The sequence below is a fragment of the Clostridium pascui genome (genome assembly GCF_016908015.1).
In the GTDB taxonomy this organism is placed as follows: Bacteria; Bacillota; Clostridia; order Clostridiales; family Clostridiaceae; genus Clostridium_AK; species Clostridium_AK pascui.
The window spans coordinates 62899-81641 of the sequence record NZ_JAFBDB010000003.1 but is presented as its reverse complement, the minus strand read 5'-3'; the positions used below and the strand labels follow the sequence as shown (position 1 = coordinate 81641).

Sequence of the window (18743 nt, the reverse complement as noted above, 5' to 3'; positions counted from 1 at the left end):
ACTTATGCAAATAGGGGATGAATAAGATGATAAATAAAGAAAGACTAATTAATAAATTTTTTCAATATGTTAAAATTGATAGTGAAAGTTTTAATGAAAATGAAATGGCACAAACTCTTATAAAAGAAATGAAAGAGTTAGGAATGAAGGTTGAAACAGATACATCAGGACAAAACATAGGTTCAAATGCAAATAATGTATATGGGTATTTAGATGGAGATTTAACTATAGAGCCAATACTATTTTGTGCTCATATGGATACTGTAAAGCCTGGGAAGGGCATAAAACCTATAATTAAAGATGAAGTTATATATAGCAGTGGAGATACGATACTCGCAGGAGATGATAAGGCAGGCATTTCATCTATTTTAGAGGCTATAAAAACTATAAAGGATAAGAATTTATCTCATGGGCCAATAGAAGTAGTATTTACCATAGCAGAAGAAGAAGGTCTTTATGGTGCTAAAGGTGTGGAATACGAAAGATTGGCATCTAAGAAGGGCTTTATAGTCGATAGTTCAAAGGAGGTAGGGGCTGTAATTATAAAGGCTCCAGCAGAAAGTCAAATTACAGTTAAAATAAAGGGAAAGGCATCTCACGCAGGAGTTGAACCTGAAAATGGGATAAGTGCTATTCAAGTGGCTGCATATGCAATTTCAAACATGAAGCTTTTAAGAGTGGATGAGGAAACTACAGCAAACATTGGCACCATAATTGGGGGAGAAGCCACAAACGTTGTGTGTCCATATGTTGAAATTAAAGCAGAGGCTAGAAGTTTAAACATGGATAAATTAAATAATCAAATAGAGCATATGACTGATTGTTTTAAGAAAGCTTCAGAGAAATTTGGGGCTGAAGTGTATGTGCAAAGTAAACTGAGTTACAGTAATTACATTATAAATGAAGATGATGAAATATTAGAGATAATAAGGGAAGCTTGTGATAAAATAGGAGTAACCTTTAAATTAGAATCAACAGGTGGAGGCAGCGATGTAAATGTATTTGCCTCTAAAGGAATAAAGACAGTGAATTTAGGGACTGGAATGTCTAAGGACCATACAGTAGATGAATATATAAAGGTAAAAGATTTAGTAAATGTAAGCAGGCTAGTTCTTCAAATAATGCTTAGAGAAAATAAAACTATATAAAATAGTAATCAAGCTGTAATCAGAATTTAAAATAAGGGGATAGGGGTGTATATATTCTTGATTAAATTAAGCCATTGGTTTGAATATATAAGTTTAAAGTTTGGAATGCTTGGAGTATTTCCTAAATTTCTACTTACTTTAGGCATAGCTGCAATGCTATATTCTTTTAATAAGGTTATAATAAAGAAAGTCGATGAGACTAGTTGGAAGTCAACAAAAATACTTACTACAAAAAAAGTAATTTCTAATATTTTAAGGATTGTTTTTATATTGATTTTAATTCCTGTGTGGATATATGAAACAAAGGATATAATGACATTTTTAGGATTATTTTCAGCAGGACTTGCATTTGCACTAAAGGATCTAGTTTCTAGTTTTTTAGGATGGGTAATTATAAATTCTCATAAACCATTTACTTTAGGGGATAGAATTAAAATCGGCGACAGCATAGGAGATGTAATTGAGATAAATTGGTTTTACACAACTATAATAGAAGTAACTCAAACAAGCAATGCATATGGACAAAGCACTGGGAGGCTTATTCATATACCTAATATAAAGCTCCTAAGTATTGAGGTCATTAATGGAACAGGAGGCTTTCCATATAGTTGGAATGAAATTGAAATAAAGCTTTCTATAGATAGCAACTGGGAGAAGGCAAAAGAAATAATACTTGATAAGGCTGAAGATATTCTTGGAAATATGGAAGAGGAAGTAAGAGAAGCTTTAGATATGGCAGCTAAAACCCAACCAATTTATTATCAAAATCTTTCACATACGGTATACACCTCGCTGTGCGAAGGAAAAGTTATTCTTACATTAAGATTTATTTGTGGCTCTAGAAGTTTTAGAACTTTAGAACATAATATAATTGAGACTTTACTTGTTGAATTTAAAAAACACGAAGATATAAAACTTATATAGGTGAATATATGGATAAAGTTATAATGCATGTAGATATGGATGCGTTTTTTGCATCAGTTGAAGAATTGGATAATCCAAAGCTAAAAGGAAGACCCATAATAGTAGGGGGAATTGGAGAAAGAGGAGTAGTTGCAACTTGCTCTTACGAAGCAAGAAAGTATGGAGTGCATTCTGCTATGCCAATATTTATGGCGAGAAAAAAATGCCCAATGGGTATATATCTTCCTACCAGACATGAAAGATATAAGGAAATTTCTAATAAGGTATTTGATATACTTTATGAGCTCACTCCTAAAGTGGAACCGGTATCTATCGATGAAGCCTATTTAGATATATCAGATTTGAGCATAAACACTATGGATGCTGTAGATTATATAAAATCTAGAGTAAAAAAAGAAATAGGCCTAACCATATCTATGGGAATTTCCTATAACAAGTTTTTGGCAAAACTCGGTTCGGATTGGAATAAGCCAAATGGAATAATGATAATTACAAAAGATATGATCCCAAGTATTTTGCTCCCGTTACCTATTTCTAAAATTCATGGAATAGGTAAAAAGTCCAGAGATAAATTAAATAACATAGGCATTTATAATGTAGAAGATCTCTATAAATTACCCCAGAATTTTTTCTTTGAATACTTCGGTAAGTTTGGTATAGAAATTTATGAAAGAATACGTGGAATAGATAGAAGAGAAGTTGAAATTACTAGGGAAAGGAAATCTGTAGGACGTGAAACTACTCTTAAAAATGATATTAAAAATAAGGATGAAATGAAAAGGTATTTAAGAGAATTTTCAAATGAGGTCTCTTATTATCTGAAAAACAAGGGGTTATTAGGAAAAACTATAACAGTAAAAATTAAGACCTCATCCTTTGAAAATCACACAAGGAGCAAAACACTAATAAATTATATTGATAGTGATGAAGATATATTTAAAGTTTCTTGCGAGATATTAGATGCAATACAGTTTGAAGATAGTATTAGGCTCATTGGACTTACGGTATCTTCGCTTAGTGACAACAGTATAAGACAGATGTGCTTTTTTAGTAACCAGTAGCTAGTATCCAAGTTCCAGTAAATTTAGTTTTGCTATGAAAAACAGTCATAACTGATTACTGGTTACTAAAACTCAATAATTTCTCCTCTTTTTGAAATCTTAGCTATGTTTGTTTTATCACTTTTAACTTTATGATAAAACTTCTGCGGCATAGAATAATCATCCCAAAAGTGCATTGGTATAAATAAATCAGGATGTACTCTGCTTATGAAATACTCTCCTCCTATATGGAAAAATTCTTCAAGCCTTGGATCTGTAGGGAAAAAGGCTATATTTATTTTATGCTCAGCTATTTTCCATACTTCTTTCTTAAAGCTTAGCTCCATAGTCTCTTGATTTTCTATACAGGTATGTTTCCAATGCCACCAATTTAAATCTCCAGCATGAAAAATAGTTAATCCATCAACTTCTATAAAAAAGGATACTCCGATATCTGTAGAATCAAAAGTTTTTATTTTAATCCCTTGAAAGACAAGCTCTTTGTTAGCGAATATAAAATGATAATTTTTCTGATAATCTCGGAAAGGAACATCGCAGCTCATAATATATTTAATGTTTGGGTTTATGGCACTCCAGCTAAAAATCATATCATTAAAATGATCATGATGAGCATGAGATACAAATACGTATATATTTTTTTTGCTCTTAAGTGAAGGCATATCTATAATCCCATTTTTCAATGTTAAATCTGAATTCTGAGGGCAATTATAGTAATAATCAAATATTAAAAAGAAGTTTTGTGTTTCTACTGCAAATCCATCATGATATAAATAATGTATTTTTGCTTTATTCATATGAACACTCCTCTGTGAAAATCATGCATATATATTTTAACAATGTTTATCTAATTATAAAAGATGAAAAGTAAGCTGAACTTTGGGATAATGATGAATTCTATGGTGAAATATGGCCAAAAGTGTATTACAATAAAAGCATGGGCAAATATCTTCTACAAAGATTGGAGAAGTTATTATACATAATAACTCAACAGTGCTAGGTCTTGTTCATTAAAATTAAAAAATAAAATAAATTACCCCCTTAAATTACAAAAAAATTCCGTATAAATTTATGGGAGTATTTTTGAATGAAAGAGGGGGTTTTTTTTGCTTGAACAAGGAAGTGTTCTTGATAGAAAATACGAAGTTATTAGGATTATTGGACAAGGTGGAATGGGAAGCGTATATTTGTGCAAGAATATAAACTTGGATACTTTATGGGCGATAAAGGAAGTCCCAAAGGAAGCGAAAAGTAATGTGAATTTTTTAGCAGAACCTAATATACTTAAGAAGCTAAAACATCCAGGTATTCCGAGGATTATAGATATATTTTATGAAAATGATAATTTATATATGGTAGAAGATTATATAGAGGGTGAGAACCTAAAAGAATATGTTAAAAGAAAAGGAAGTTTAAATACTGAAGAGATATGTAAACTTGCATCAGAAATGGGTAAAATAGTAGAATACTTGCATAGCTTTGCCCCCCCTATTATACATAGAGATTTAAAGCCTTCTAATATAATGATAACTCCAGAAGATGAGGTAGTTTTAATAGATTTTGGAATTTCAAGAGTATATAAGCCAGGCCAAGAGAGCGATACGGTATATATTGGATCAAGAGGATATGCAGCTCCAGAACAATTTTATGGTACTGGACAATCATCTATACAAACAGATATTTATGCTTTAGGTGCTGTAATATATTTCATGCTTACGGGCAAAGCGCCTTCTACAGCATTAGAACCATTATATGACGAAAACTATGATGAAAATGTAAATGTAGACATAAGAGAAATAATAAAAAAGGCAATGAAAATCAAGGTTGAAGAAAGATATGGTTCTATTGAAGAAATGAGTAAAGAAATTCATAAGGTTTCGGAAATAGAAGCTACAATTTTAAGAACTAGATTATTCTTAGATAAGGAATCTGTCTCAAAATCTACTAAAGAGAAACATTTACGTAAAACCTTACTGATATTCTTTTTAATTATTATCTTGATTATTATAGGCACGTATAGCTTGGTATATAGTTATCAGGAAGGTAAAGCTAACACGAAGGCAAATGTGAATAATGTTAATAATATAAAGGAAAGTCTTGATAAAAATCTAGAAAAAATAGATTTAGAAGAAAGTGATATTCCTGCTATGGAAAATAATACTGATGAAAAGAATAATATCAAGACAAATGAAGAAAATAATAAAGAAGATAATGATGATAAAGAAGATGAGAACAATGATGAGAAAGCGAATAAAAATAAAGGGAAGGCTAAGGGTAAATTCAAAAAGTAAAAAAGTTAAAGATTATTTTATAGGTTTAAATGCAAAAGTATAAACAAAAGTACTTTTGCATTTATCATTTTATGGCAAATAATAATGAAGTTAATAAACAAAAACGTTCGTAAAAAAGCATTGACTTATAGTTCGTTATCTAGTAATATATAAAATTGTGGTTTCAAAAAACTACATATTTTCGATGAAATTATACAATTTACTACATAAAATTATAATGAAAGAGGGGCAATTTGATGCGAAATTCACAAGAATTAAAAGGCAGCTTTTTAGATTCATATTTTGGGCTATCTGAAAATAAAACTAATATAAAAACTGAAATTCTGGCAGGTATTACGACTTTTATGACAATGGCATATATATTGATAGTAAATCCAAACATATTAAAGGATGCTGGAATGAATTTTGGAGCTGTATTCACAGCAACAGCTTTAGCTTCTGTAATAGCAACACTTGTTATGGGAATATACGCAAAGCTCCCATTTGCACAAGCACCAGGAATGGGACTTAATGCATTTTTTGCATATACCATAGTTATAGGAATGGGTCACACTTGGCAGTTTGCATTAACAGCGGTATTCTTAGAAGGGATTATATTTATATTGCTTACAGTATTTAATGTAAGAGAAGCTATAATAAACTCAATACCTACTAATATAAAAAAAGCAATTTCTGTTGGAATTGGAATTTTTATAGCATTTATAGGACTTGAAAATGCAGGTATAGTACTTCACCCAAAGGATGGAGGAACAATACTTGCATTAGGTAATATAACTTCTGGTACAGCGCTGCTTGGGATAGTGGGTGTTATAATAACCGGAGCATTGGTTGCGAAAAATGTAAATGGAGCATTGCTTTTAGGAATTATAGTTACTACACTTATAGGAATACCTATGGGAATTACTAAGTTTCCTAATGAGATTATAAGTGCGCCACCAAGCATGGCACCTGTATTTATGAAATTTGAGTGGAATAATATATTAAGTGCCGATATGGCAATAGCATTATTTACATTGATATTTATGGATATGTTCGATACCGTAGGAACACTTGTGGGAGTATCCACTAAAGCTGGAATGTTAGATGATCAAGGAAATGTTCCAAGAGCAAAGCAGGCTCTTTTATCTGATGCTATAGGAACTACTATGGGTGCATGCTTTGGAACAAGTACTGTATCAACATTTGTTGAAAGTGCTTCAGGAGTTGCAGCAGGTGGAAGAACAGGACTTACAGCAGTATCTACAGCAATTATGTTTGCAATAGCATTGTTTTTATCACCATTATTTTTAATGATACCAGCAGCAGCTACAGCGCCATCATTAATATTAGTTGGATTATTTATGCTATCGCCTATAAAAGAAATAGATTTAGAAGATTTTAGCGAGGCTATTCCAGCGTTTTTAACAATAATTATAATGCCTTTAAGTTATAGTATTTCCGACGGTATAGTATTTGGAATAGTGTCTTATGTATTAATAAAGGTACTCACAGGAAAATACAAGGATGTAACAATAACAACATATATAGTTGCAGCATTATTTGTGCTAAAGTTTTTAATTTAGAAGAATAGGTATATTGAAAAGAAAAGTCCATAATGGGCTTTTCTTTTTTACATAAAAAATAAAGAGACATTAGTAAAAATACAATATATACGGCTTGGGGACCTTTTTATGTATAAAAAATGGAAAACTGTAAAGAATCTAATAAGAAATTAAACGATAAAGAGGGAGAGAGTAAAATTGAGAATTGGAATTCCTAAGGGACTTTTGTTTTATAAATATCATAAGTTTTATGTTAATTTTTTTCAGAGCCTTGGGGCAGAGGTGGTTTTATCTCCTGATACAAATAAGAACATATTAAATGAAGGAGTTAAGTACTGCGTAGACGAAGCATGCGTACCAATAAAAATATTTCATGGCCACTGTGCTTATCTTAAAGACAAGTGTGATTTTATCTTTATACCTAGAATAATGAAGCTTTATGAAAATGAATATATATGTCCTAAGTTTTGTGGGCTTGTAGAAATGGTTCAAAATAGCATACCTAATATGCCGCCTATAATATCAGAACCTATATATGCGGATAACTTAAAAAATTTAAAAAAATGGGCTTTTAAAGTTGGGATTAAATTTAATAAAAACATTTTAATAATTAACAAAGCTTTCAATACCGCATTAAAGAATCAACAAGGATATAGGAGTGGATTAAATAATAACAAATCTAAAATAAAGGTAGCACTAATAGGGCATCCGTATAATCTGTATGATAGCTATATTAATATGAATTTAGTAGAAAAGTTAAACAAACTGGGAATAGGAGTTATAACAGAAGAGCATGTCGGAATTTCTTATATAAACAAAGAATCAGAAAAGTTATTTAAAAAGCCATTTTGGACTTTTGCAAGAAATTCATATGGTTTTGGATCATACATGGCTGAAAATAAACTAGCTGATGGAATAATATATATATCTTCTTTTGCGTGTGGCATAGACTCTGTAGTAGTTGATCTTATAAAGAATAGAGTAGAAGACTTTCCTTTTTTAGAACTTAAAATAGACGAGCAAACAGGAGAAGCGGGATTTATTACAAGATTAGAAGCATTTACAGATATGCTAAAAAGAAAGGAGGCAGAGGTTATATGAAGGTAACTTTTCCACAGCTTGGGAATACGTGCTTTGCTGCAAAAGCTATATTTGATGACATAGGTATAGAATATATTTTACCTCCAGTAAGTAATAAAACTTGCCTTGAAATTGGTTCCAAAATTTCCCCAGAGGAAATGTGTTTTCCGTTTAAGATAATGATGGGAGCATATATACAAAGTATTGAAAAGGGAGCTGATACTATAATTTTACCTGGAAGTTGTGGACCTTGTAGATATGGTGAATACTGTGAGTTACAAATGAATATATTAAGAAAATTAGGATACAATATTAAATTCATAGTAATAGACACTCCAGGGAGTATAGGGAAAGATGAACTTTTAAATAGAATAGCAGAAGTAGGAAAAAGTTCGGAAAAATCTAGAAAGCAAAAGATGTTAGCAGTTTTAAATGGATATAAAATTATAAGGTTAATGGATGACATAGAAAGAAAAACAAGGATGCTTTCAGGCTATGAGATGAATAGGGGAGAGTGTAAAAGGATTTTAAGAGAATGTAAGAAAGAGGCATTAAATACTTTTGGCTCCAAGGAAATGATTAAAGTGCTTATGCGTTATAAGGAAAAACTGAGTAGTGTAAAGGTAAATATGTGTAAAAAACCTGTAAAGATAGCTATAATAGGAGAAATATATACTATATTAGAGCCATTTTCAAATCAGTATATTGAAGATAAGCTTATGGATATGGGGATATCTACTCAAAAAACTTTAACTCCAAGTTGGTGGGTAAAAAATACTGTACTATCGCCATTTAAACTAAATTCTATAGATATTAGAAGAGCTTCTAAAAAATATCTTCCTTTATACATAGGTGGACATAGTAGAGAATGTGTTGGAGAGGCTGTACTTGCGCATAAAAATGGATTTGACGGTGCTATTCAAATACTTCCTATGGGATGCATGCCTGAGATTGTATCAAAGTCGATTTTACCAACAATATCTAGTGATAGAAATTTCCCAATTATGACTCTTGTAGTAGATGAAATGACTGGGGATGCTGGATTTGATACAAGAGTAGAAGCCTTTGCTGACTTGTTAGAAAGGAGAAGAATGAAAAATGTATTATATGGGTATTGATGTAGGATCAGTAAGCACGGATATAGTTTTAATTGATGAGGAAAATAATGTAGTTGATGGATTATATCTAAGAACTAAAGGAAGACCTATACAAGTTATTCAAGATGGATTTAGGAGACTTAAAGAAAAATATACAGATGAAGATATAAAATCTGTAGGAACTACAGGAAGTGGCAGGAAAATTTCTGGATTTTTAGTAGGAGCAGATTCAGTGAAAAATGAAATAACTGCTCATGCTATAGCAGCACTTGAAGTTGATTCGCAGGTGAAGACTATAATTGAAATAGGCGGCCAAGATTCTAAGATAATAATACTTAAAGATGGAATAGTAACGGATTTCGCAATGAATACGGTATGTGCAGCAGGTACAGGTTCTTTTTTAGATAGGCAGGCAGAAAGGCTTGGAGTTCCTATAGAAAACTTTGGACGAATGGCCCTTGAGTCTAAAAATCCTGTACGAATTGCTGGAAGATGTGCGGTATTTGCAGAATCTGATATGATTCATAAGCAGCAAGTTGGACATAAACAGGAAGATATAATAAGGGGGCTTTGTGAAGCATTAGTTAGAAATTATTTAAATAATGTTGGAAAGGGAAAAGAAATTAAAGATAAGATATTTTTTCAAGGGGGTGTTGCAGCAAATGAAGGCATGAGAAAAGTTTTTGAAGAAACCTTAGAGACTAATATATATGTACCCAAACATTATGGTCTTATGGGTGCAATAGGAGCAGCAATTTTGAGCAAGGAAAGAGTAATGGCTCAGGGATACACTAACTTTAAAGGATTTAATGTTTCAGAAAGCATATTCAACTCAGAAAGCTTTGAATGCACGGGTTGCCCTAATAGATGCGAAATAATAAGCATAAAAAGTGATGGTATAATTATAGGTAATTTAGGAGATAGGTGTGGAAAGTGGAGTAGCGTGAATTCCCAAATTACTGTCTCAAGTTAAAATTTTAGAATTTGGTATGGTAAATGCTATATACAGAAGTAATTACATATAACTTATGGGAGGTGATTACTTTGAATATAGATATAACACAGCATGCATTGAATTATATAGACAAAATGAATATTAAGTCGCTGATAATAGACTTAACGGCCAGTGAAATAAACCCGGGATGAGGACCTTGCGGAGGTACCAGGCGGTACTATCAACCTCATGTATATGAAGAAACTGAGAATAATTTAGATCTAGATAAATATGAAGTGCTTAATGTTTTAGATATACAGGTACTTTTAAGTAAGAAAATATATAATACAAAGGTAAATAATATAACTATAGATTTAATACAATTGTTTTTTTTCAAGAAACTTATATTAAAGGACTTGGATATGATATTTTTTAAATGAAATTGTTGCAATATTACATCTTGATGTAATATTGCAACAATCAAGCTTGTATTATTTATACTAGTAATTATACAATTAAGGGATTTATATAGCAAAACTCGTTGCAAAAATGCAGCGAGTTCTTTTTAATTTATATTCATCAAATTGAGATTTTCAATAATATTAGGTTTAAAGTATAGTTGATCTTATGAATTAATTAAAATTCATAAAGTTATAATACCAATTGGTATAAGATTTGCTTGTTTAATTAGTAAGATTATTAATATTTATTTTAGGGGGAATTTATTATGACAAATTTAGATAAGTTAAATGATTTAATATGTGATGTATTTAATATTAAGGATAAATCAGAGTTAAGCGATGATTTAGGTCCGGATGAAATTGAGTCATGGGATTCATTAGCTCAAGTTGAACTTGTAACAGGGCTTGAAGAAAAGTTTGGATTATCCATAGATGTTTTAGATGCATCTAGAATGTACACTATCAGAGATATAAAAAAGATAGTTAAGAAGTATGGTGTTGAGATATGACCTTTACTGACTATATATTCCAGTATGCTAAAGATAGTGAAGGTATAGCAGTAATTGATAAAGAGGAAATAACCTATAAAAGTATATATTTAAAAGTTTTAAACACAGCTTATATGCTAAAATCCAGCAAGAATAATGGGCCTGTACTCCTGATGTCGGAAAATTCAATATTTTTTATAATTTGTTATTTTTCAGTGATAAAAAGTGGGCGAATATGTATACCAATAAATCCTTCTATATCTTTGGAAGATATAGAATATATAATAAATGAACTGTCTATAACAGATATTTTTATACAGTATAAGCTTTTAAATAAGATAAAGGAAATCAATAAAAATTTAATAAATGTATATACAGAAAAGGATATTGAATACATTTCATATGAAAGTAATATAAAAGATGATTTAAATGAGGAAGATCAGCCTAATATAGATGGGGAAGATACTGCGGTAATTCTTTTTACCTCAGGGTCAACTGCAAAGCCTAAGGGAGTTATGCTATCTCACAATAACTTGATTTATAATACTAATTCAATAGTACAATATTTAAACCTTACTAGTAAGGATAGAGTAGAGGTTGTACTCCCATTTTACTATTGTTATGGAACATCTCTGCTCCATACTCACTTTAGAGTTTGTGGAAGTTTAGTTATAAACAATAAATTCATGTTTCCTCAAACAGTTATAGATGATATAAATAAGTATAAATGTACAGGATTTGCAGGAGTACCAAGTACTTTTCAAATACTTTTAAAAATGACTAATATAAAAGAAGGTGAGTTTCCTTCTTTAAGATATATTACTCAAGCGGGGGGAAGGCTTCCGAATATATTTATAAAAGAGCTTATGAATATGCTAAAAGAAGTAGACATTTATATAATGTATGGACAAACTGAAGCTACAGCAAGGCTTTCGTATCTTCCACCGGATCTTTTAGAGCATAAACTAGGCTCTATAGGAAAAGGAATACCTGGGACAGAGCTTAAGGTAATAAATGACTATGGGCAAGAGGTTAAGCCAGGAGAAATAGGGCATATAGTTGCTAGAGGAAAAAATATAATGAAGGGATACTTCAATGATAAGGAAGAAACGAATAAGGTGTTAAAGAACGGCTGTCTTTATACAGGAGATTTAGGAATTGTAGATGAAGACGGGTATATTTATATTATAGCTAGAGAAAAAAATATAATAAAAAGTGGGGGGAATAGAATAAGTCCTAAGGAAATAGAAGATGTAATTTTAGAAATTGAAGATGTATTAGAATGTGTCGTTATAGGGGTGGAAGATGATACCTTAGGAGAGGCTGTAAAAGCAGTAGTAGTCTGCAAGGGTAGCATAACAGTTACAGATATACAGACGTACTGTAAGGATAAGCTGCCAAGATATAAAGTACCTAAATATATTAAGTTTATTTCAAGTCTTCCTAAGAATTCTTCTGGGAAAATTCTTTTTAATAAGTTGTAATAAAGTGGAATCGCCAGAGGCCTTTTAATAAAATGGAGTAACCTCAGAGGTGGTTATTGCAGAGGTGGTGACTAAAATGGAAAGTGATAACTTGATTGAAACTCTTATATTCGATAAGCAATTCAATAAAAATCAATGTAAGAAAGAACAAGTTTTGATAGATATATTCAAAGAACAGTTAGAGAATAATACGAAGAATCCAAACTTAAGATGCATGTATGATAAGGCAGGATTTGATACAAATTATTTTAATAGATTAGAAGATATACCTTTTATACCTGTGAATATGTTTAAACAATTTAAGTTATTTAGTTGCGATGAAGAAAAAATAATAAGAGTACTAGAATCAAGTGCTACAACCACAGGTATACCAAGTAAAATATATATAGATAGGCAAACTTCCATAAGACAAACTCAGGCCCTTATATCCACTTTAAGAAATTTTCTGGGAGAAAAGAGAAGGCCTGTACTTATAATAGATAGTGAAGATATAAATAAAAATAGTTCTAATTTAACAGCAAGGGGGGCAGCGGTAAGAGGGATAAGTAATTTTGCAAGTAAGATAGTATATGCAATGGATAAATATGAAGATACACTAAATATAAACTTAGATAGAATAAAAGAATTTGAAAGAATCTATGGAGATGAGGAAGTTATTATATATGGCTTTACCTTTATAGTATGGACAGAATTTTTAAGTAGGTTAAAAGAAAACAACATCAGTTTTAACTTTCCAAAGGCAACACTTTTGCATAGTGGTGGATGGAAGAAACTTGAACAAAAAAAAGTGTCTAAAGATGAGTTTTCTAAAAGTTGTAGTGACATACTAAATATGGATTATAGGGATGTACTTGATTTTTATGGGATGGTAGAGCAACTTGGGGTAATATTTATAGACTGTGAATGTGGGAATAAGCATGTACCGGATTTTGCGGAAATAATAATAAGAGATTTAAATACTCTATATGAAGTTAAAGTAGGTGAAATAGGTCTTATTGAAGTAATGAGCACCCTTTCTACGAGCTATCCTGCACAAGCAATACTTACAGAGGATATAGGAATATTTATGGGAGTAGATGATTGTAAATGCGGAAGAAAGGGTAAATACTTTAAGTTTTTATCTAGAGTGGAAAAATCTGAAGTAAGAGGGTGTGGAGATACTTTTGCTGAAGGGAAGGTAGGAAATGATTGAATGCTATTCTTTAAGTGGAGAATTTTATGAAAGCCCTGAATGTTTTACGGAGTTTAATGAGATAAAAAATAAACTTGATAATGGTCAAGAAGATATAAAAGATTTTCCTATAGAGGCAATAATAAGCTTAATAGATGAGTACAGCAAAAAAATCTCTAGAGATAGGGAACTATTAAGAGAAGAAGGAGTAGCATTTTTAACTTTTTACTTAAAGAAAAATAATATAAATAAAATGGTTGATTTAAATATAGGAAATAAGGATTATTTAAATACCTTTGTGGATGTTGGAAATGGAAAATATATGAAAGCACAAAGAAGGGGACTTATATGCCATTGGATTGCAGGAAATGTTGGAACTCTAGGAGTATATTCTCTGGTGCAATCTTTGCTTTGCAGAAATTCTAATTTAATCAGAGTACCTAAAGAACTTATAAGCATAACCTTAGGACTTCTAAAGCCATTAAAAGAAGTTCAAGTAAATTTAAATGGAATTTATTATAAAGGGGAAGACTTACTGAAAGCTGTTTCAATAGTATATTTTAAAAGTGATAATATAAAACTAAATAATGCAATGTCTTCTATGGCTGATGCGCGCATATTTTGGGGAGGAGAGGAAGCGCTAAATTCAGTAAAAAAGCTTACACAAAAGACGACTTGTAAGGACATAGTATTTGGACCTAAGTATTCTTTTGCAGTAATGGACAAGGAAGCTGTAGAAAGTATTGAACTTGAAAAGTACCTTGAGAGACTTGTAATGGATATAATTACATTTAATCAAAAGGCTTGTTCATCACCCCATGTTGTTTTCATAGAAAAGAGTATTATATCTTTAGATGAGGTATGTAATAGATTTGTAAAAGTGTTCAACAAAATATCCAGAAAGTATCCAGTAAAGTATATAGATCAAGGAGCCGCAGCTAAAATAATAAATAAAAGAGGAGAATACGGATTAAGCTTAGATAAAATGATTTATAACTCTAAATGCTTTAATTACACAATACTTGTAAATGACAATACAGCCCTTGAAGATCCCATAGGATATAGAACTGTATTTTTAAAGGAAGTATCCGATGTGTTTGATATAAAAAACTTGATAACTTCTAAAATACAAACTATAGGTATTGCTTTTAGTGATAAAAATAAAGCATTGAGTTTTACAGAGGAAGTTACTCAGAGGGGAGTAGATAGGGTTATAGCATTAGGAAGTATGAACATATATGATTATCCATGGGATGGAATGATGGTGATACATGAACTTTTAAGATGGTGTTCACTAAGCCTTGGGGAGAGCTTATAGAAATTTAGAATTGATTTTCTTAAAAATTTTAATTTTCAAGAATTGCAAAGAATTTTAGAAACCTATACTAGTAAACGGTAATTAGTTATAAATATTTTTTTTAGAAAATATATATTTACTGTGTACTACCTATTGGCTTCTGAAAAGTCCTTTGCATTTTTATTTTGCATTGAAGGAAACTTAAATTAAATGTATAATATTACTTAAAATGGAATTTGATTATGAATATAAGTGATAAATAATGATAATCAAAATGTAATAAGTTTATATAAAAATATATTTAGGGGGTAGGCCTGTGATAGACTTTGATGCAGTAATTGAATCTTCATATGATGGTATATATATTACTGATGCAGATGCAAATACTATAAAAATAAATAGGGCTTATGAAAATATAACGGGGCTAAAGAGAGAAGATATGCTGGGTAAAAATATGAGAGAACTTGTTAGAGATGGAGTTATATCTAACTCTGCAACCTTAGAGGTTCTTAAAACTAAGAAGTCTATAACTATTAATCAATCTTTTAAAACTGGTAAGAAGGCTCTAGTTTCTGGGAGTCCTATATTTAATGACAGTGGGCAAATCACTATGGTAGTTACTAATGTTCGTGATGTAACTCAATTGTATGAACTTAATGAGCAGTTGGCCAAGCACAGAGAGCTATCTAAGAAGTATCATTCGGAGATAGAAGCTATGAGAAGTCAACTTTTGAACTCGACAGATATCATAGCAGAAGATAAGAATATGTTAAATACACTCAGAATGGCCAAAAGAGTAGCTAATGTAGATACTACTGTCCTGCTTTTAGGAGAAACGGGAGCAGGTAAGGAAGAAGTAGCAAAATACATACATAAAAATAGCAAAAGAAGCAAGAAACAATTTATAAAGATAAACTGCGGGGCAATACCTGCTAATTTAATCGAAAGTGAACTTTTTGGATATGAAAAGGGTGCGTTTACAGGAGCAAATAAGGAAGGGAAGATGGGGCTTTTTGAGATATCGGATGGAGGAACCATATTTTTGGACGAGATAGGTGAGCTTCCTTTAGACATGCAAGTAAAACTTCTAAGAGTACTTCAAGAAAGAGAAGTTGAGAGAATCGGTTCAGTAAAATCTATAAAAATAGATGTTAGGGTAATTGCAGCTACTAATAGAAATCTTGAAGATATGGTAGTGAAAAAGATTTTTAGACAGGATTTATATTATAGATTAAATGTAGTGCCTATAGTTATTCCGTCATTAAGGGATAGGAAAGGTGATATAGGTCCTCTTGTTGAGCATTTTCTTAAAGGCTTAAATAAAAAATATGAACTTAATAAAAGCTTTACTAAATGTGCGATGAATTGTTTTACAGAATATAACTGGCCGGGAAATGTACGTGAGCTTAAAAATGTAGTGGAGAGAGTAGTAATAATGAGTAGCTCTGACAAAATACTTGAAAGTGACCTTCCTATACATAATAAACTTGGGATTTTAGATGGAAAATTAAAAGATTGTGAGGAAGATGTAAATCTTAAAGAAGTGATAGAAAAGATAGAACTTAAATTTATAAATAATGCTTTTGAACGATATGGAAATGTAAGAGATGCGGCAAGATCTTTAGGAATAGATGCATCAACCTTAGTAAGGAAGCGTAAGAAGTATGGAGAAAAGTATATGTTGCAAGAATAAAACATGTTGCGTTTTTGCAAAATTCAATAAATAGCTCGTTGTGAAACCGTTTTTAGTAAATATCAATGAGAGGAAAAAGAATTGTTGTAAATTTGCAACGATTCTTTTTCCTTTAGAAATTGATATTTTATATAAAATAGGTATAAAACTATCTGTTTTAAATGATTTTCTATTATTATTTGTCATATATAATTTATTAATTAAACTTTGGCATGTTACTTGCTTAATATATAAAGTGTAAAGATTTAATTTTTTAACTTAGTAATGCGTAAAAGCATAACTTGAATTATTTTATTTATGAAAGGGATGGTTAAAGATGTCACTAATGACAGGGGAACAGTATGTAGAAAGTTTAAGAAAGCTTAATTTAAATGTTTATATGTTTGGAGAAAAGGTGGAAAATCCAGTAGATAATCCTGTACTTCGTCCATCATTAAACTCAGTAAAAGCAACATATGAATTAGCTCAGTTACCTGAATATGAGGATTTAATGACAACTACATCACATATGACAGGAGAAAAGATAAACAGATTTTCACATATACATCACAGTACCGATGATTTAGTTAAGAAAGTTAAAATGCAGAGACTTTGTGGACAAAAGACAGCAGCTTGTTTCCAAAGATGTGTTGGTATGGACGCCTTTAATGCAACATATAGTACAACTTTTGAAATAGACAAAGAATATGGAACAAATTATCATGAAAACTTTAAAAAATTTCTTGAGTATTCACAAAAAAATGATTTAACAGTAGATGGGGCTATGACAGACCCTAAAGGGGATAGGGGGTTATCACCAAGTAAACAAGCAGATCCTGATCTTTATTTAAGAGTGGTTGAAAGAAGACCTGATGGAGTAGTAGTTAGAGGAGCAAAGGCTCACCAGACAGGAATATGTAATTCCCACGAAGTTTTAGTTATGCCAACTATAGCTATGAGACCAGAGGACAAGGATTATGCTATAGCATTTGCAGTTCCTACAGATGCAGAAGGTATAACAATGATAATAGGAAGACAATCTTGTGACTCAAGAAAATTAGAAGAGGGAGCAGATATAGATGTAGGAAATAAAGTATATGGTGGAGTGGAAGCTTTAACTATATTTGATAACGTATTTGTACCAAATGATAGAATATTCTTAAATGGAGAAACTGAATTTGCAGGAATGCTTGTTGAAAGATTTGCAGGATATCACAGACAAAGTTATGGCGGATGTAAAGTTGGTGTTGGTGATGTGCTTATAGGTGCAACTGCTCTTGCTGCAGATTATAATGGAGCTCATAAGGCATCTCATGTAAAAGATAAATTAATAGAAATGACTCATTTAAATGAAACACTATATGCTTGTGGAATAGCTTGTTCTGCAGAAGGAACCAAAACTGAATCAGGAAATTATATAATAGACTTATTACTTGCTAATGTATGTAAGCAAAATGTAACTAGATTTCCATATGAAATAGCAAGACTTGCAGAAGATATTGCTGGTGGACTAATGGTTACTATGCCATCAGAAAAGGATTATAGAAGTCCAGAAGTAGGACATTATATAGAGAAATACTTAAAGGGTGTATCATCAGTACCACTAGAAAATAGAATGAGAGTATTAAGACTTATAGAAAACTTAACGCTTGGAACTGCAGCTGTGGGATATAGAACTGAATCCATGCATGGTGCAGGGTCACCACAGGCTCAAAGAATAATGATAGCAAGACAAAGCAATTTAGCTCATAAAAAAGCTTTAGCAAAGGCTATTGCTAGAATAAAAGACTAAAAACTGAGATTAAGGAAGGGTTGATATTATGTTTGAAAGAGTAGAAAAATTCATCGAAGAAAAGATACGACCTTATATGCAAGGTCATTCAGGAGATGTAAAACTTTTAAGTGTGAAAAATGGAGTGGTAAGTATAAGGCTACTTGGACAATGTAGTGGATGCCCTTCTGCAAAATATACTGTAGAAGATGTAATAGAATCAAGTCTTAAAGAAGAAATACCTGAAATAAAGCAGGTAGTTGTTGAACAAGGAGTTAGCGAAGAATTACTCCAAATGGCAAGAAAGATTTTGAATAGGTGAGTGG

16 protein-coding genes are annotated in these 18743 nt (G+C 31.3%); 15 read left to right on the top strand and 1 reads right to left on the bottom strand.

The genetic code is table 11. The features are described from left to right. The first annotated feature begins 26 nt into the window (after nucleotides 1-26). Genes JOC70_RS09160 through JOC70_RS09150 form a run of 3 tightly spaced genes read left to right on the top strand, consistent with a single transcriptional unit; the run spans nucleotide 27 to nucleotide 3133 of the window. Nucleotides 27-1148 carry a M20/M25/M40 family metallo-hydrolase gene (locus tag JOC70_RS09160; RefSeq protein WP_204598588.1) on the top strand — a complete coding sequence of 374 codons (1122 nt, stop codon included), beginning with the start codon at nucleotides 27-29 and terminating at the stop codon, nucleotides 1146-1148. Nucleotides 1149-1205: 57 nt separating this feature from the next. Continuing rightward, complete coding sequence (locus JOC70_RS09155; RefSeq protein WP_243429088.1) at nucleotides 1206-2072, top strand: mechanosensitive ion channel family protein; 867 nt, start codon at nucleotides 1206-1208, stop codon at nucleotides 2070-2072. Between the two features lie 8 nt (nucleotides 2073-2080). Further along, nucleotides 2081-3133: a DNA polymerase IV gene (locus JOC70_RS09150; protein ID WP_204598587.1), complete on the top strand. Its 1053-nt coding sequence runs from the start codon at nucleotides 2081-2083 to the stop codon at nucleotides 3131-3133. A gap of 65 nt (nucleotides 3134-3198) precedes the next feature. On the opposite strand, the gene JOC70_RS09145 is transcribed toward JOC70_RS09150, so the two are convergent. Next, entirely contained in the window at nucleotides 3199-3927 is a 729-nt protein-coding gene (locus JOC70_RS09145) for an MBL fold metallo-hydrolase (RefSeq protein ID WP_204598586.1), read from the bottom strand. Between the two features lie 309 nt (nucleotides 3928-4236). Between JOC70_RS09145 and JOC70_RS09140 the strand changes: the two genes are divergently transcribed. The 12 genes from JOC70_RS09140 to JOC70_RS09085 all read left to right on the top strand — a co-directional run bounded on the left by JOC70_RS09140 (nucleotide 4237) and on the right by JOC70_RS09085 (nucleotide 18739). Continuing rightward, nucleotides 4237-5421 carry a serine/threonine-protein kinase gene (locus JOC70_RS09140; protein WP_204598585.1) on the top strand — a complete coding sequence of 395 codons (1185 nt, stop codon included), beginning with the start codon at nucleotides 4237-4239 and terminating at the stop codon, nucleotides 5419-5421. Between the two features lie 236 nt (nucleotides 5422-5657). Continuing rightward, the gene (locus JOC70_RS09135; RefSeq protein ID WP_204598584.1) at nucleotides 5658-6983 is read left to right on the top strand and encodes an NCS2 family permease; all 1326 of its coding nucleotides are present in this window, start codon (nucleotides 5658-5660) and stop codon (nucleotides 6981-6983) included. A 177-nt stretch (nucleotides 6984-7160) separates the two neighbouring features. After that, nucleotides 7161-8063: an acyl-CoA dehydratase activase-related protein gene (locus JOC70_RS09130; RefSeq protein ID WP_204598583.1), complete on the top strand. Its 903-nt coding sequence runs from the start codon at nucleotides 7161-7163 to the stop codon at nucleotides 8061-8063. After that, nucleotides 8060-9160: an acyl-CoA dehydratase activase-related protein gene (locus JOC70_RS09125; RefSeq protein WP_204598582.1), complete on the top strand. Its 1101-nt coding sequence runs from the start codon at nucleotides 8060-8062 to the stop codon at nucleotides 9158-9160. The genes JOC70_RS09130 and JOC70_RS09125 overlap by 4 nt, the downstream gene beginning before the upstream one ends. After that, nucleotides 9141-10112 (top strand): acyl-CoA dehydratase activase, encoded by a 972-nt coding sequence (locus JOC70_RS09120; protein ID WP_204598581.1) that lies wholly within the window; start codon nucleotides 9141-9143, stop codon nucleotides 10110-10112. The genes JOC70_RS09125 and JOC70_RS09120 overlap by 20 nt, the downstream gene beginning before the upstream one ends. Nucleotides 10113-10800: 688 nt before the next feature. Further along, nucleotides 10801-11043: an acyl carrier protein gene (locus tag JOC70_RS09115; protein WP_204598580.1), complete on the top strand. Its 243-nt coding sequence runs from the start codon at nucleotides 10801-10803 to the stop codon at nucleotides 11041-11043. Beyond that, nucleotides 11040-12506, top strand: a complete 1467-nt coding sequence (locus tag JOC70_RS09110) for an AMP-binding protein (protein WP_204598579.1) — start codon at nucleotides 11040-11042, stop codon at nucleotides 12504-12506. The genes JOC70_RS09115 and JOC70_RS09110 overlap by 4 nt, the downstream gene beginning before the upstream one ends. A 76-nt stretch (nucleotides 12507-12582) precedes the next feature. After that, complete coding sequence (locus tag JOC70_RS09105; RefSeq protein ID WP_204598578.1) at nucleotides 12583-13698, top strand: LuxE/PaaK family acyltransferase; 1116 nt, start codon at nucleotides 12583-12585, stop codon at nucleotides 13696-13698. Next, complete coding sequence (locus JOC70_RS09100; RefSeq protein ID WP_204598577.1) at nucleotides 13691-14995, top strand: acyl-CoA reductase; 1305 nt, start codon at nucleotides 13691-13693, stop codon at nucleotides 14993-14995. The genes JOC70_RS09105 and JOC70_RS09100 overlap by 8 nt, the downstream gene beginning before the upstream one ends. A gap of 295 nt (nucleotides 14996-15290) precedes the next feature. Continuing rightward, entirely contained in the window at nucleotides 15291-16667 is a 1377-nt protein-coding gene (locus tag JOC70_RS09095) for a sigma-54 interaction domain-containing protein (protein ID WP_341534875.1), read from the top strand. Between the two features lie 316 nt (nucleotides 16668-16983). Further along, complete coding sequence (locus JOC70_RS09090; protein ID WP_204598576.1) at nucleotides 16984-18438, top strand: 4-hydroxyphenylacetate 3-hydroxylase family protein; 1455 nt, start codon at nucleotides 16984-16986, stop codon at nucleotides 18436-18438. A gap of 28 nt (nucleotides 18439-18466) precedes the next feature. Further along, on the top strand, nucleotides 18467-18739 hold the full coding sequence (locus JOC70_RS09085) for a NifU family protein (protein WP_204598575.1): 273 nt from the start codon (nucleotides 18467-18469) through the stop codon (nucleotides 18737-18739). Nucleotides 18740-18743: the final 4 nt, after the last annotated feature.

Coding starts and splice junctions, on each gene's coding strand:
- JOC70_RS09160 (WP_204598588.1), top strand. CDS start 27: ATGATAAATAAAGAAAGACTAATTAATAAATTTTTTCAATATGTTAAA.
- JOC70_RS09150 (WP_204598587.1), top strand. CDS start 2,081: ATGGATAAAGTTATAATGCATGTAGATATGGATGCGTTTTTTGCATCA.
- JOC70_RS09145 (WP_204598586.1), bottom strand. CDS start 3,927: ATGAATAAAGCAAAAATACATTATTTATATCATGATGGATTTGCAGTA.
- JOC70_RS09135 (WP_204598584.1), top strand. CDS start 5,658: ATGCGAAATTCACAAGAATTAAAAGGCAGCTTTTTAGATTCATATTTT.
- JOC70_RS09125 (WP_204598582.1), top strand. CDS start 8,060: ATGAAGGTAACTTTTCCACAGCTTGGGAATACGTGCTTTGCTGCAAAA.
- JOC70_RS09120 (WP_204598581.1), top strand. CDS start 9,141: ATGTATTATATGGGTATTGATGTAGGATCAGTAAGCACGGATATAGTT.
- JOC70_RS09115 (WP_204598580.1), top strand. CDS start 10,801: ATGACAAATTTAGATAAGTTAAATGATTTAATATGTGATGTATTTAAT.
- JOC70_RS09110 (WP_204598579.1), top strand. CDS start 11,040: ATGACCTTTACTGACTATATATTCCAGTATGCTAAAGATAGTGAAGGT.
- JOC70_RS09105 (WP_204598578.1), top strand. CDS start 12,583: ATGGAAAGTGATAACTTGATTGAAACTCTTATATTCGATAAGCAATTC.
- JOC70_RS09100 (WP_204598577.1), top strand. CDS start 13,691: ATGATTGAATGCTATTCTTTAAGTGGAGAATTTTATGAAAGCCCTGAA.
- JOC70_RS09090 (WP_204598576.1), top strand. CDS start 16,984: ATGTCACTAATGACAGGGGAACAGTATGTAGAAAGTTTAAGAAAGCTT.
- JOC70_RS09085 (WP_204598575.1), top strand. CDS start 18,467: ATGTTTGAAAGAGTAGAAAAATTCATCGAAGAAAAGATACGACCTTAT.